This is a genomic window from Pseudomonas sp. NPDC089396 (assembly GCF_044749545.1).
Taxonomy (GTDB): domain Bacteria; phylum Pseudomonadota; class Gammaproteobacteria; order Pseudomonadales; family Pseudomonadaceae; genus Aquipseudomonas.
In genome coordinates, this window is record NZ_JBIVIC010000001.1 from 411039 (window position 1) to 424393 (window position 13355).

General features: G+C 65.5%; 12 protein-coding genes. 5 read left to right on the forward strand and 7 right to left on the reverse strand.

Annotated elements, in window-relative coordinates; translation table 11 throughout:
• Entirely contained in the window at positions 1-831 is an 831-nt protein-coding gene (fdhD, locus tag ACIPZB_RS01965; protein ID WP_400638788.1) for a formate dehydrogenase accessory sulfurtransferase FdhD, read from the reverse strand.
• Positions 832-1005: 174 nt separating this feature from the next.
• On the opposite strand from fdhD, the gene lysM reads away from it, so the two are divergent.
• Positions 1006-1446 (forward strand): peptidoglycan-binding protein LysM, encoded by a 441-nt coding sequence (gene lysM, locus ACIPZB_RS01970; protein ID WP_400638789.1) that lies wholly within the window; start codon positions 1006-1008, stop codon positions 1444-1446.
• 90 nt (positions 1447-1536) lie between these two features.
• Here the strand turns inward: lysM and yrfG are convergent, their stop codons facing one another.
• Complete coding sequence (gene yrfG, locus ACIPZB_RS01975) at positions 1537-2199, reverse strand: GMP/IMP nucleotidase (protein WP_400638790.1); 663 nt, start codon at positions 2197-2199, stop codon at positions 1537-1539.
• A 64-nt stretch (positions 2200-2263) separates the two neighbouring features.
• On the opposite strand from yrfG, the gene nudE reads away from it, so the two are divergent.
• A complete protein-coding gene (nudE, locus tag ACIPZB_RS01980; RefSeq protein ID WP_015268611.1) occupies positions 2264-2830 on the forward strand; it encodes an ADP compounds hydrolase NudE in 567 nt (188 codons plus the stop codon).
• Positions 2827-3654 (forward strand): 3'(2'),5'-bisphosphate nucleotidase CysQ, encoded by an 828-nt coding sequence (gene cysQ / locus ACIPZB_RS01985; RefSeq protein WP_400638791.1) that lies wholly within the window; start codon positions 2827-2829, stop codon positions 3652-3654. Before nudE ends, cysQ begins: the two co-directional genes overlap by 4 nt.
• Before the next feature lie 114 nt (positions 3655-3768).
• Here the strand turns inward: cysQ and ACIPZB_RS01990 are convergent, their stop codons facing one another.
• Genes ACIPZB_RS01990 through rfbC form a run of 5 tightly spaced genes read right to left on the reverse strand, consistent with a single transcriptional unit; the run spans position 3769 to position 8882 of the window.
• Entirely contained in the window at positions 3769-4224 is a 456-nt protein-coding gene (locus tag ACIPZB_RS01990; protein WP_400638792.1) for a YiiD C-terminal domain-containing protein, read from the reverse strand.
• Positions 4221-5630 (reverse strand): sigma-54-dependent transcriptional regulator, encoded by a 1410-nt coding sequence (locus tag ACIPZB_RS01995; protein WP_400638793.1) that lies wholly within the window; start codon positions 5628-5630, stop codon positions 4221-4223. Before ACIPZB_RS01995 ends, ACIPZB_RS01990 begins: the two co-directional genes overlap by 4 nt.
• On the reverse strand, positions 5627-7441 hold the full coding sequence (locus ACIPZB_RS02000) for an ATP-binding protein (RefSeq protein WP_400638794.1): 1815 nt from the start codon (positions 7439-7441) through the stop codon (positions 5627-5629). Before ACIPZB_RS02000 ends, ACIPZB_RS01995 begins: the two co-directional genes overlap by 4 nt.
• Before the next feature lie 38 nt (positions 7442-7479).
• Positions 7480-8340, reverse strand: coding sequence for a dTDP-4-dehydrorhamnose reductase (gene rfbD, locus ACIPZB_RS02005; protein WP_400638795.1), 861 nt, complete (start codon positions 8338-8340; stop codon positions 7480-7482).
• Entirely contained in the window at positions 8337-8882 is a 546-nt protein-coding gene (rfbC, locus tag ACIPZB_RS02010) for a dTDP-4-dehydrorhamnose 3,5-epimerase (protein WP_400638796.1), read from the reverse strand. Before rfbC ends, rfbD begins: the two co-directional genes overlap by 4 nt.
• A gap of 191 nt (positions 8883-9073) precedes the next feature.
• Between rfbC and ACIPZB_RS02015 the strand changes: the two genes are divergently transcribed.
• Positions 9074-11974, forward strand: coding sequence for an aminotransferase (locus ACIPZB_RS02015; RefSeq protein WP_400638797.1), 2901 nt, complete (start codon positions 9074-9076; stop codon positions 11972-11974).
• Positions 11975-12114: 140 nt separating this feature from the next.
• Complete coding sequence (gene aguA / locus ACIPZB_RS02020) at positions 12115-13221, forward strand: agmatine deiminase (RefSeq protein ID WP_400638798.1); 1107 nt, start codon at positions 12115-12117, stop codon at positions 13219-13221.
• Positions 13222-13355 lie beyond the last annotated feature (134 nt).

The window sequence follows — 13355 nt, forward strand, 5'->3', positions numbered from 1 at the left end:
TTACGACTCCGCCGCTGGGCTATAGACCCGCGGTGCACTGTGTTTGGGCAGGTGAATGAGGTTGAGGTTGTGCTTGCGCGCCCACTGCAGGGCAAGGCCGGTAGGTGCCGACAGGCTGACCAGGGTCTGGATGCCGGCGCGCAGGACTTTCTGGATCAGCTCCAGGCTGCAGCGGCTGGTGACGATGGCCAGGCCGCCTTCGCTGCTGATGCCTTGGCGCAGCAGGGCGCCGATCAGCTTGTCGAGGGCGTTGTGCCGGCCGATGTCTTCGCGGCCCATCAGCAGTTCGCCCTGCGCATTCATGAACAAGGCAGCGTGCACCGCACCGCAGTGCTGGCCCAGCGGGGTGAATGCGTCGATGCGCTCACGCAGACCGGCAAGCCACTGCACGGGTGGCAAGGGCGCGCCCGGCAGTGCCGTGAGCTCCGGCAATGCCTGTTCCAGGGCCTCGACCCCGCACAGGCCGCAACCGCTGGTGCCGGCCAGCTGGCGGCGCTGATTTTTCAGGTTCCAGAACGCACGGCTGGAAATCTCAAGGTCCGCGTACATCGCCGAACCACTGCCGGAGAGCTTCAGGTCGTAGATTTCCGCCGGGCCCTCGACAATGCCACTGCCGACGCTGAAGCCGACCGCGAAGTCTTCCAGGTCGGTGGGGCTGACCAGCATGACAGCCTGGTTGAGGCCGTTGTAGGCGATGGCGAGGGCAACTTCTTCGGCCAGCGGCGTGCAGGCGCGCTCGCCATCGCTGAGTTGTACGTAGTCGTAAGTATTGCTGGCGGCGGGCAGCTCCAGGGGCGTGGAGACCGCGCAGACCGGGGGTTTGCTTTGCATCGGAGGGCTGACCGGCGGCTTTTCGATAGCACCAGCCTAGGCCCGTGTGCCGCCCACGTCTAATCGCTAGGGTCTATGCCTTGATAGACCGCGTCGATTGGTCGCAGTGGGGCGGGGAGGGCAATCCTGGCCTAGACTCCTTGCTCCGAGGTTAACGTCAACAAGGAGCGCGTCATGAGCCTGTTCAGTTTCGTGAAGGAAGCCGGCGAGAAGTTGATCGACCTGCTGACCCCCGGCAATGCCAACGCCGAGGAGCAGCTGAAGAAACACGTGGAGAGTGTCGGCCTGGGCAACCCCAACATCACCGCCACTGTAGAGGGTGACAAGATCATCCTCAAGGGCGAGGTGGCCAGCCAGGAGGAGAAAGAGAAGATCATCCTGGCGGCGGGCAACATCGCTGGAGTGGCCAGTGTCGATGACCAGATCACCGTGACCGGGCCGGTCGTCAAGGCTGCGCGGTTCGTTACCGTGAAGAAGGGCGACACGCTGTCAGCCATTGCCGTGGTCGTGTATGGCAACGCCAGCCAGTACAACAAGATCTTCGAGGCCAACAAGCCGATGCTCAAGCATCCGGACAAGATCTATCCGGGGCAGGTCCTGCGTATTCCTGACTGATAGATCGTCATAGGCTTCATCGCCGGCAAGCCGGCTCCCACAAGGTCGGAGGTGATCGGTGTGGGAGCCGGCTTGCCGGCGATGAGGGCCTTACAGACCCACCAGCAATTCCCGGTAATCCTCGACCGCCGCGAACTCCTGAGTATCGCGCGGCGCCGCCTGGCTGTCCGGCTGGCGCACCGCCAGCAGATGCGCCACACCAAACCGCCGCGCACTGCGCAGGATGGCCAAGGTATCGTCGATGAACAGGCTGCGCCCCGGCTCAAAGCCGATATCCGCCTGCAACGCATCCCAGAACTGCGGGCTCTCCTTGGGATAACCGTAGTCATGCGAACTGATCAGCCGCTCGAAGTACGGCGCCAGTTCCACCCGCTCCAGCTTCAGCGACAGCGAATCACGGTGGGCATTGGTGATCATCACCACGCGCTTGCCAGCCTTGCGGATCGCCGCCAGGAACGTATCGGCATCGGGGCGCAGGGCAATCAGGTCGGCGATCTCGCGCTTGAGTTCGCGGATCGGCAGCTTCAGTTCTTGGCTCCAGAAGTCCAGGCAGTACCAGTTCAGGGTGCCGGCATTGCGCTCGAACAGCGGCTGCAGTTCCATTTCCGCCATGGCCCGGCTCACCCCGTGCAGCTCGGCATAGCGTTGGGGCAGGTGTTCGAGCCAGAAGCGGTTGTCGTAGTGCAGGTCGAGCAGGGTACCGTCCATGTCCAACAGGACGGTATCGATGGCAGACCAGGGAAGAACAGGCATGGGAAACTCTCGTTCAGTCGGCAAGCCACGGTATAGTAACCCGTTCACGCCAAGGAGCCGCCCCATGCGCCAGAAACCCACCGTCCTCAGCCGAGAGATCGTCGCCAGCAGTCGTCTGTTCCGCGTCGAAGCCGTACAGCTGCGCTTCAGCAATGGCAACGAGCGCACCTACGAGCGTCTGGTCGGCCGCGGCAATGGCTATGGCGCCGTGATGATCGTGGCCATGCTCGACGCCGAACACGCCGTGTTGGTCGAGGAATACTGCGGCGGCACCGATGAATACGAGCTGTCGCTGCCCAAGGGCCTGATCGAGCCGGGCGAGGACGTACTGGCGGCGGCCGACCGCGAGCTCAAGGAAGAAGCCGGGTTTGGCGCACGCCAGCTGGAGCACCTGACCGAGCTGTCGCTGTCGCCGGGCTACATGAGCCAGAAGATCCAGGTGGTCTTGGCCAGCGACCTGTACGAAGAGCGCCTGGAAGGCGACGAGCCCGAACCGATGCGGGTCGACAAGGTCAACCTGCGCGAGCTGTCGGCCTTGGCCATGCACCCGCAGTTCACCGAGGGGCGGGCGTTGGCGGCGCTGTACCTGGCCCGCGACCTGCTGATCCAGCGGGGGCTGCTCGAAGCATGAATGACCTGCAACTGATGCATGAAGTGGTCAAGCTGGCCCGTTTGGCTGGCGAGGCGATCCTGCCGTTCTGGCGCGCCGATGTCGCCGTGACCAACAAAGCCGATGACTCGCCAGTGACCGCCGCCGACCTGGCGGCGCATCGGGTGATTGCCGACGGCCTGCAGGCGCTGGCGCCGCAGATCCCGGTGCTGTCCGAAGAAGACTGCAATATCCCCCTGGCCACGCGTCAGGGGTGGCAGCGCTGGTGGCTGGTCGACCCGCTGGACGGCACCAAGGAGTTCATTGCCGGCAGCGAGGAATTCACCGTCAATATCGCCCTGATCGAGAACGGTGAAGTGCTGTTTGGCGTGGTGTCGATGCCGACCAGCGGGCGCTGCTATTTCGGCGGGCGCGGTCTGGGTGCCTGGCGCGCCGAGGCCGGCAGTGATGCCCTGCCGATTCAGGTGCGCAATACGCCGCCTGCCGATGGCCGCTTCACGGTGGTGGCCAGCCGTCGCCATTCCAGTCCGGAGCAGGAGGCGTTGCTGGCAGGTCTGAAGGATGCGGTGGGAGAGCTGGAGTTGGCGAACATCGGCAGCTCGCTCAAATTCTGCCTGCTGGCTGAAGGCAGCGCCGACTGTTATCCGCGCCTGGCGCCGACTTCGCAGTGGGATACCGCGGCGGCGCAGGGGGTGCTGGAAGGTGCTGGGGGCGAGGTGATCGACATGGAGGGGCAGCCGTTCCGTTATCCGGCGCGCGAGTCGCTGCTCAACCCGTTCTTCCTGGCCTTGCCCGCAGCGGCTGTGTGGCGCCAGGCGTTCATCGAGCAACACATCAAGCGTTGATAGCAGGCCCGGCCCTATCGCCGGCAAGCCGGCTCCCACAAGGACCGCACAAATCTCCAGAGCGGTGGAGCACCTGTGGGAGCCGGCTTGCCGGCGATAGGGCCGGCCCTGCAATCAGCGATGCAAGACGTACTGGCCGCTGAAGCTGACAGCGGGCTCGTCGCTACCGACATTGCTCACCGTGGTCTCCAGCGTCAGCCGCGCCCGGCCACGGCGCTGGTACATCGTCACGAACCGCTCCCAGGTCTTCTCGTCCGGCGCCGCGCAGCGCGCCACTGCCGTGCCGGTCACCGGCAGTGGGTAACTGATCTGCCCTTCCTGAATGACGATATGCCCGTCATCGATCCCCAGCTCGCGCAGGCGCAGGTGCAGCCAGCCCCAACCCACCAGCACCGCAGCGCAGTACAAACTGCCGCCGAACATGGTGCTCTTGTGGTTGACGTTGGCGGCCAGCGGTAGCTGCAGGCGCAGGGTGTGGGCTTGCCAATCGATGACCTCCAGGCCCATTTCACGGGTCAGCGGGATGTCGCCGTGCAGGACGGACTGCAGGTATTGGCTATCGGAACTCATGGGCGGTTTTCCTCGTGGTCGTCGGACCCGCTGCTGCCACCTTCGAAGTGCAGGCCGTGTTTGCGCAGCTTGTCGTGCAGGGTCTTGCGCGGGATGCCGAGGGCTTCGGCAAGGCTGCGCATGGAGCTGTGGGGCTGGGCCAGTTCGGCAGCGATCAGCGAGCGCTCGAACTGCTCGACCTGTTCGCTGAGGTTGCCCAGCAGCATCGGCGCCGCAGAATGCGCTGCAGCGGCGACCTGGCCGTCGAGGGCCAGCTCCAGGCCCAGGGCGAAGCGCTCGGCGGCGTTCTGCAGTTCACGCACGTTGCCCGGCCAGTCGTGGCGCAGCAGCATGGCGCGTTGCGCCGGTTGCAGGCTGTGCGGCGGCAGGCCGTGGCGCTGACTGGCGTCGTCGGCGAAATGCTGGAACAGCACCAGGATGTCATCGCCCCGTTCGCGCAGCGGCGGGATGCGCAGTGGCGCCACGTTCAGGCGGTAGTAGAGGTCGGCGCGAAAGCGCCCCTGGTCGGCGGACTGGCGCAGGTCTTCCTTGGTCGCGGCGATGATGCGGATGTCCAGGGGGATCAACTGGTTGCCGCCGAGGCGCTCGACCACCCGCTCTTGCAGCAGGCGCAGCAGCTTCACCTGAACGTCCAGGCTCATGCTCTCGATTTCGTCGAGGAACAGCGTGCCGCCGTTGGCGAATTCGAACTTGCCGATGCGGCGCTTCTGCGCGCCAGTGAACGCCCCCGGCTCGTGGCCGAACAGTTCGCTCTCCACCACCGATTCGGCCAGCGCGCCGGCATTGATGGCGACGAATGGCCCCTCGCGGCGGCTGGAAAGGTCGTGCAGGGCGCGGGCCACCACCTCTTTGCCGGCCCCGGTTTCACCGAGGATCAGCACGTCGGCGCGGGTCCCGGCGAGGGCGCCGATCTGCTCGCGCAGGCGCTGCATGGACGGCGAATGGCCAACCAGGCGGGTGGCCAGTTGCTGGCGGTCGCTCAGGGCAAGGCGCAGGCTGCGGTTGTCCAGCACCAGACGGCGCAGGGCCAGGGCGCGGCGCACACTGTCGAGCAAGGCATCGCTGGCGAACGGCTTTTCCAGGAAGTCATACGCGCCGGCGCGCATGGCCTGCACGGCCAGCGGCACATCGCCGTGGCCGGTGATCAGCAGCACCGGCAGTTCGTTGTCGCGGCCATGCAGCTGTTCCAGCAGTTGCAAGCCATCGATGCCCGGCATGCGGATATCGCTGACCACCACGCCAGGCCAGTCAGGCTCCAGGCGTTCGGCCAGGCCTTGGGCATCAGCCATGGCGACCACCTTGAGCCCGGCCAGGTCGAGGGTCTGGCTCAAGGCCTGGCGCAGGTGCGGGTCGTCGTCGACCAGAAGCACCTGGGCCTGGCTGTCGATCTGTGTCTCGGTCGTCATGCCGAGGGGTCCTCCGTGGGTTGCAGGTTGGCGCCGGGCGCGGCCATGCGCAGCTGCAGGGTCAGCAGGGCGCCACCTTCCGGGTGGTTGGCCAGCAGCAGTTCGCCACCCAGGGCGCGCATCAGGCTTTCGCAGATGGCCAGGCCCAGGCCCAGGCCCTGGGTGCGGGTCTTGGTGGTGAAGAACGGCTCTTTGGCATGCTCCAGGGCCTGGCGGCTGAAGCCCGGGCCGTTGTCGCGAATGTACAGGTAGACGTAGCCCTCGCCGGTTTCGGCACTTAGCCACAGGCGGCGCGGGTTGGCCTTTTCGGTCAAGGCGTCGAGGGCATTGGCCAGCAGGTTGCCGAGTACCTGGCGCAGGCGTGTTTCGCCCGCCTGCACCCACAAAGTGGCGTCCGGCAGGTCGCGAATCAGCTCCACGGCCATCGCCCGTCGGCGCTTGGCCAACAACGCCAGGGCATCTTCCAGCGCCGGCTGCAAGGCCACGCTTTCCGGGGCATGGCGGTCGCGGCGGGCGAACGCGCGCAGGTGGGCGATGATCGAGGCCATGCGCCCGGTCAGCTCGCCGATCAGCTTGAGGTTGCCGCGGGCCTCCTCGGTGCGCTGGTGATCGAGCAGGATCTCGGCGTTTTCCGCGTAGCTGCGGATCGCCGCCAATGGCTGGTTGAGCTCATGGCTGATGCTTGCCGACATGGTGCCCAGCACCGACAGTTTGCCGGCCTGTACCAGCTCGTCCTGAGCCCGCACCAGCTCTTGCTGGGCGTTCTCGCGTTCGAGCACGGCGCTCTTGAGGCGGGTGTTGAGGCCTTCGAGGTCGGCGGTGCGCTGTGCCACGCGGTTCTCCAGCTCCTGGCGGCCGCGGGCCTCGAAGTCGATGCGGTCGATGTAGTGGCGGCGCCGCTGCATGACCAGGCCGGCCAGCAGCATCAACACCAGCAGGACAGCGCCGCCGATGGCCATGACTGTCTGTACCGAACGATCCACCAGCATCCTGGGCGCGAGGATGCTGACCTGCCAGCCGGTTTCCTTGATGTCGCGGGTTTGCGTCAGCCAGGCGTTGGGGTTGAGCGCCAAGGGCTGCGGCGCCTGGGTCGGATAGGGTTGGATGGCGATGATGGCCTGGCGCTCGGCCTCGGTCAGTGCGCGGGTGGCACGGAAGCGCCAGTCGGGCCGCGAGGTGAGGATCACCACACCATTGTGATCGGTCAGCAGCAATTGCTCGGGGGTGCGGCCCCACAGGGTTTCGGTGTGGTCGAGGTCGACCTTGACCACCAGCACGCCGACGATGCGCTCGCGGTCGCGTACTGCGGCGGCGAAGAAGTAGCCGCGCTTGGCCGAGGTGGTGCCCTGGCCGAAGAAGCGCCCCAGGTGGCCGTCCATGGCTTCGTTGAAGTACGGGCGGAAGGCGAAGTTGCGGCCGGCGAAGCTGTCGTGCTTGTCCCAGTTGGAGGCTGCCAGGGTGTTGCCGCGAACGTCCATCAGGTACATCACTTCGGCGCCGGTCTGCTGGACGATGTCCTTGAGCAGGCGGTTGGCGTTGGTCACCGCTTCCAGCTTGAGCGGGTCCGCCAGCACCGTGCGCAGCGCCGGCATTTCGCCGAGGATCTGCGGCAGGGTTTCATAGCGGTGCAAGGTGCCGAGCAGGTTGGCCACGTACAGGTCGAGGGTCTGGCGGTTCTGTGAAGCCAGTTGGTCCTGATAATAGCGTTCGGCAAGGTGATGCAGCGGCCACAGCAGTGGCGTCAGGCACAGCGCCAGCAAGGCCAGGCTGCGCCAGCGGGGACGGCGTGGGGGCGTCGGTTTTGCAATCATTGCGTAAATGCGCCAGAAGAGTCTGGCGCAATTATGCGCTACTTGAGGCAGTCGATCAGCGCCTGCTGCCACTGCGGCAGGTGGATGTCCCATTCGCGGGCCAGGCGCGTGCAGTCCAGGCGCGAGTTGAGCGGGCGGCGTGCGGGGGTTGGATATTCGCGGGTGGGTATCGGCAGCAGCTCGGCGCAGGGCAGGCCGCGGGCTTCGAGCTGCGCGGCGATGGCCTGGGCGAAGCCGAACCACGACGTTTCGCCCTGGGCCGTCAGGTGATAGGTGCCCCAGGCGCCGGCCTGACCCGCCTGCCAGCGCTCGATCAGTGCGCGGGTGCTGGCCGCGATGGTCGCCGCCCAGGTCGGCGCACCGATCTGGTCATCCACCACCTTCAGCTGCGGTTTTTCCTGCAGCAGGCGTTGCATGGTCAGCAGGAAGTTGCGCCCGTACAGCGAGTAGACCCAACTGGTGCGCAGGATGAGGTGTTCGCCATCCACGGCGGTAATCGCCTGTTCTCCGGCCAGCTTGCTGCGGCCATAGATGCTCAATGGGTTGGGCTGGTCCGCTTCGGTGTAGGGCGTTGCCTTGTAGCCATCGAAAACGTAGTCGGTGGAATAGTGGATCAGCGGCGCGCCGAGCCGTACGGCCTCTTCGGCCAGCACGCGCGGGGCCTCTGCATTGACCGCATAGGCTGTATCCGGCTCGCTTTCGGCCTGGTCCACGGCGGTATAGGCGGCGGCGTTGATGATCAGGTTGGGAGCCAGGCGGCGTAGCGCTTCGCGCAGTGCCTCGGGCCGCGCCAGGTTCAGCTGGTCGCGGCCCAGCAAGTGCGTTTCGCCCAGGCCGGCCAGCTGCGTCCTCAAGGCCTGGGCCACTTGGCCATTGTGGCCACAGACAAGAATCTTCATGGGAACAGGTCCGCGTCAGCCAGCAGTGCACCCGCCTGATCCTTGGCCGACAGCAAGGGCGGTACTTCCAGGCCCCAGTCGATGGCCAGTTGCGGGTCATCCCAGCGGATGCAGCGCTCGGCAGCGGGGTTGTAGTAGTCGGTGGTCTTGTACAGGAAGTCGGCCGACTCGCTCAGTACCAGGAAACCATGGGCGAACCCTGGCGGGATCCAGAACTGGCGATGGTCGTCGGCATTCAGGCGGGCGGCCACCCAGCGGCCGAACGTCGGCGAGCTGCGGCGGATATCCACGGCAATGTCGAGCACTTCGCCCTGGGTTACCCGCACCAGTTTCCCCTGGGGGTTGTCGATCTGATAGTGCAGCCCGCGCAGCACACCGCGCTGCGAGCGTGAATGGTTGTCCTGCACAAAGCGCGCCTCGACGCCGGTCGCCTTGGCGAACTCGCGGGCGTTGAAGCTTTCGAGGAAGAATCCGCGGCTATCGCCGAAGACCTTGGGTTCGATGATCAGCAAGTCAGGTATTTCAGTGGCGATTATGTTCATGGCGATTCTTTGACCAGTGAGCTCAGGATTCGACCGTACCGGTCATGTGCAGTTTGCCGCCCTTGGCCCTTTGCAGCCTAGATTGTCGGTGGGTCTACGCGTCGGCGCATCAACATCATTTCATCTTTGCCACTTGTTTATCGGCCTTGGCAGTGGCGAGATAAGCGAAAAGTAAAAGAGGTTTCATCTCCATGCCCCTCAGCACCCTGATCCAGCGTTCCAGCCTGCCCAGCCCTTCGCTCAGCGAAGCGCAGGCCCATGCCTTGCTGCAGGCGCATTATGATCTTGCCGGCAGCCTGTGTGCCCTGGGCAGCCAGCAGGACCTGAACTTCCGGCTGGACACGGGCCAGGGGCGCTATGTCCTCAAGGTCTGCCACGGCAGTTACGCCCAGGTGGAGCTGGAGGCGCAGCACGCCGCATTGGCGTACCTGCGCGAGCGGGGCGTGCCGGTGCCGGCCGTGCGTGTGGCGCGCGACGGGCAAGCTTTGCTGGCGCTGGACATCGACGGGCAACCGCTGCGCGCACGGTTGCTCGATTATATCGAGGGCCAGCCGCTGACTCGACTCAAGCACATGCCAACGCGGCTGATGGCCGAACTGGGTGCGCTCTGCGCCCGTGTCGACAAGGCCTTGGCCGACTTCGACCATCCGGGCCTTGCACGTACCCTGCAATGGGACCCGCAGCACGCCGAGGCGCTGATCGAGCACCTGCTGCCGGTACTGCAGAACCCGGCCCAACGCGCCCGCATCGAGCAGGCCACGGCCCAGGCCGCCGCGCAGCTGGCGCCGCTGGCAGGGCAGCTGCCGAGCCAGGCGGTGCACCTGGACATCACCGACGACAACGCCGTCTGGGCCCGTGATGACGAACGCCAGTGGCAACTGCAGGGTGTCATCGATTTCGGCGACCTGCTGCGCACCTGGCGTATCGCCGACCTGTCGGTAACCTGTGCGGCCTTGCTGCACCATGCCGAAGGCGACCCGCTGCGCATCCTGCCGGCGGTGCGTGCCTACCAGGCCGTCAACCCGCTGGACGAGGCCGAGCTGCGCGCCTTGTGGCCGCTGGTGCTGAACCGCGCCGCGGTACTGGTGCTGAGCAGCGAGCAGCAACTGGCCGTGGACCCGGGCAACCAGTACATCCGCGACAATATCGCCCACGAGTGGGAGATCTTCGACACTGCCACCGCCGTGCCCTTTGCCCTGATGCAAGCCGCCATCCTGCAGGCCGCCGGGATCGAACCGAGCCTGCCCGACCTGGCCGATTGCGCGCCCTTGCTCCCGGAGCTGGCCGGGCAGGCGGTCAATCGGGTCGACCTGGGTGTGCTGAGCACCCACTGCGAAGCTGGTAACTGGGAACAGCCTGGTTTCGACCAGCACCTGCTGACGGCGCAACCCGCTCCGGCCTGCAGCCTGCACGGGCAGTACCGCCTGTCGCAGACTCATATCGACCGCCCCGAAGAGCCTGCTACCTGCGCCCTCGGCGTCGAACTGCATGTGCCCAACGGCACGGCGGTGCAGGCGCCGCAGGCGGGCACCTGGCAGCGCCATGGCGACGGCCGCGGGTGTTTGCGCACGCCGCAGTGGTCCTTGTGGCTGAGCGGCCTGGAAGATACCCCGGCAGATGGCCAGGCCGTGGCCAAGGGGCAGGCGCTGGGCAGCAGCTGTGGTTTCCTCAGTGTTCAGTTGAGCCTGGACGGCGACATCCAGCCACCGTTCTTTGCCACACCTTCCCGGGCCGCGGCCTGGCTGGCCCTGTGCCCCTCGCCGGCAGCACTGCTGGGCTTCGATTGCGATGCCGAGCCGCTGGCCGACCCGCAGGCCCTGCTGGCCCGCCGCGACGCCAGCTTCGCCCGCTCGCAAAAGCACTACTATGCGCAGCCGCCGCAGATCGAGCGCGGCTGGCGCAACTACCTGATCGACATGCAGGGCCGCGCCTACCTGGATATGCTCAACAACGTCGCGGTGCTTGGCCACGGCCATCCGCGCATGGCCGCCGAGTCGGCGCGGCAATGGTCGCTGGTCAACACCAACTCGCGTTTTCACTACGCCGCCATTGCCGAGTTTTCCGAGCGCCTGCTCGAACTGGCGCCAGCGGGCTTCGACCGGGTGTTCCTGGTCAACAGCGGCACCGAAGCCAACGACCTGGCGATTCGCCTGGCCTGGGCCTACAGCGGTGGGCGCGACTTGATCAGCGTGCTGGAGGCCTACCATGGCTGGTCGGTGGCCACCGATGCCATATCCACCTCGATCGCCGACAACCCACTGGCCCTGGAAACCCGCCCGGACTGGGTGCACCCGGTCGAGGCGCCGAATACCTTCCGGGGGCGCTACCGGGGCGCCGATAGCGCAGCCGACTACCTGCGTGATGTCGATGCCAAGCTCGCCGATCTCGATGCCCGTGGTCGCCAGCTGGCCGGCATGATCTGCGAGCCGGTGTACGGCAACGCCGGGGGTATCTCGCTGCCCGCGGGCTACCTGCAGCAGGCCTACGCCAAGGTGCGTGCTCGCGGTGGCGTGTGCATCGCCGACGAAGTGCAGGTGGGCTATGGCCGCCTGGGCGAGTACTTCTGGGGCTTCGAGGAGCAGGGCGTGGTGCCCGACATCATCACCATGGCCAAGGGCATGGGCAACGGCCAGCCGTTGGGCGCGGTGATCACCCGCCGTGAAATCGCCGAGGCGCTGGAGGCCGAGGGCTACTTCTTCTCGTCGGCGGGCGGTAGTCCGGTCAGTTGCCGAATCGGCATGGCGGTGCTGGATGTGATGAACGAGGAAGGGCTGTGGCAGAACACCCGCGACACCGGGCGCTACTTCAAGGCGCGCTTGCAGGCGCTGGTCGATAAACATCCGCTTGCCGGTGCGGCGCATGGCTCCGGGTTCTACCTGGGGCTGGAGCTGGTGCGCGATCGCCAGACCCTGGAGCCGGCCACCGAGGAGACCATGGTGCTGTGCAACCGCCTGCGCGACCTGGGTATCTTCATGCAGCCGACCGGGGATTACCTGAATATCCTCAAGATCAAGCCGCCGATGTGTACCACGCGGGCCAGCGTGGACTATTTTGTCGACAGCATCGATCGCATCCTGTCCGAAGACCTGTAATCAACGGTGAGGCCGAACATGTCGATTGTTATCGATATGTTCGGCTTTTTTATTCCTTAACGGTTGGTTGGTTAGCTTTTATTGCCGATATATATCGGGTATAAATTCGCCATGCCCTCCCTTCTTCCCAGAGGTTACCGATGAAAACCCTCAACTCCACGCCTCGCGCCGACGGCTTCCACATGCCTGCCGAGTGGGCGCCGCAAAGCCAGGTCTGGATGGTCTGGCCCGAGCGGTCTGACAACTGGCGCCTGGGTGGCAAGCCTGCACAGGCTGCCCACGTGACCCTGGCCAAGGCCATCGCTCGGTTCGAACCGGTGACCGTCGCCGTTTCCGCCGGCCAGTACGAAAACGCCCGTCGCCAGCTCGACCTGCCGAACATCCGCGTGGTGGAAATCAGCAACGATGACGCCTGGGTGCGCGACACCGGCCCGACCTTCGTGATCAACGATGCGGGTGAGGTGCGTGGCGTGGACTGGGGCTTCAATGCCTGGGGCGGCTTCGATGGCGGCCTGTACGCGCCATGGAACCGTGATGAGGAACTGGCGGCCAAGGTCCTGGAAATGGAACGTTGCCAGCGCTACCACACCGAGGGCTTCGTGCTCGAAGGCGGCTCGATCCACGTGGACGGCGAAGGCACCCTGATCACCACTGAAGAATGCCTGCTCAACCGCAACCGCAACCCGCACCTGAACCGCGAGCAGATCGAAGCGATCCTGCGCGAGCACCTGGCGGTGGAGACCATCGTCTGGCTGCCGGACGGCCTGTACAACGACGAAACCGACGGTCACGTCGACAACTTCTGCTGTTACGTCAGCCCAGGCGAAGTGTTACTGGCCTGGACCGATGATTCGAACGACCCCAACTACGCACGCTGCCACGCGGCCTATGAAGTGCTGAAAAACAGCCGCGACGCCAAAGGCCGCGAGTTCGTGGTGCACAAGATGCCGATTCCGGGCCCGCTGTTCGCCACCGAAGCAGAATGCGCCGGCGTCGATCACGTGGCCGGCAGCCAGGAGCGCGACCCTTCGGTGCGCCTGGCCGGTTCCTATGTGAACTTCCTGATCGTCAATGGCGGCATCATCGCGCCGAGTTTCGACGACCCGGCAGATGCCCAGGCCAGAGCGATCCTGGCCAAGATCTTCCCGAACCACGAAGTGGTGATGATCCCTGGCCGTGAGCTCTTGTTGGGGGGGGGCAACATCCACTGCCTGACCCAGCAGCAACCGGCACCGGTCAAGCGCTGAGAACGAGTTGAACAAGAAGGCCCGTCAGATGACGGGCCTTTTTTTGTCATGGGTGATGTCCGGCATGCCAAATGGCATATGTTTTGTATTGATTTCAGGGAGTTAACTCTGCAGGTCGGATATCCGTCTTGTAA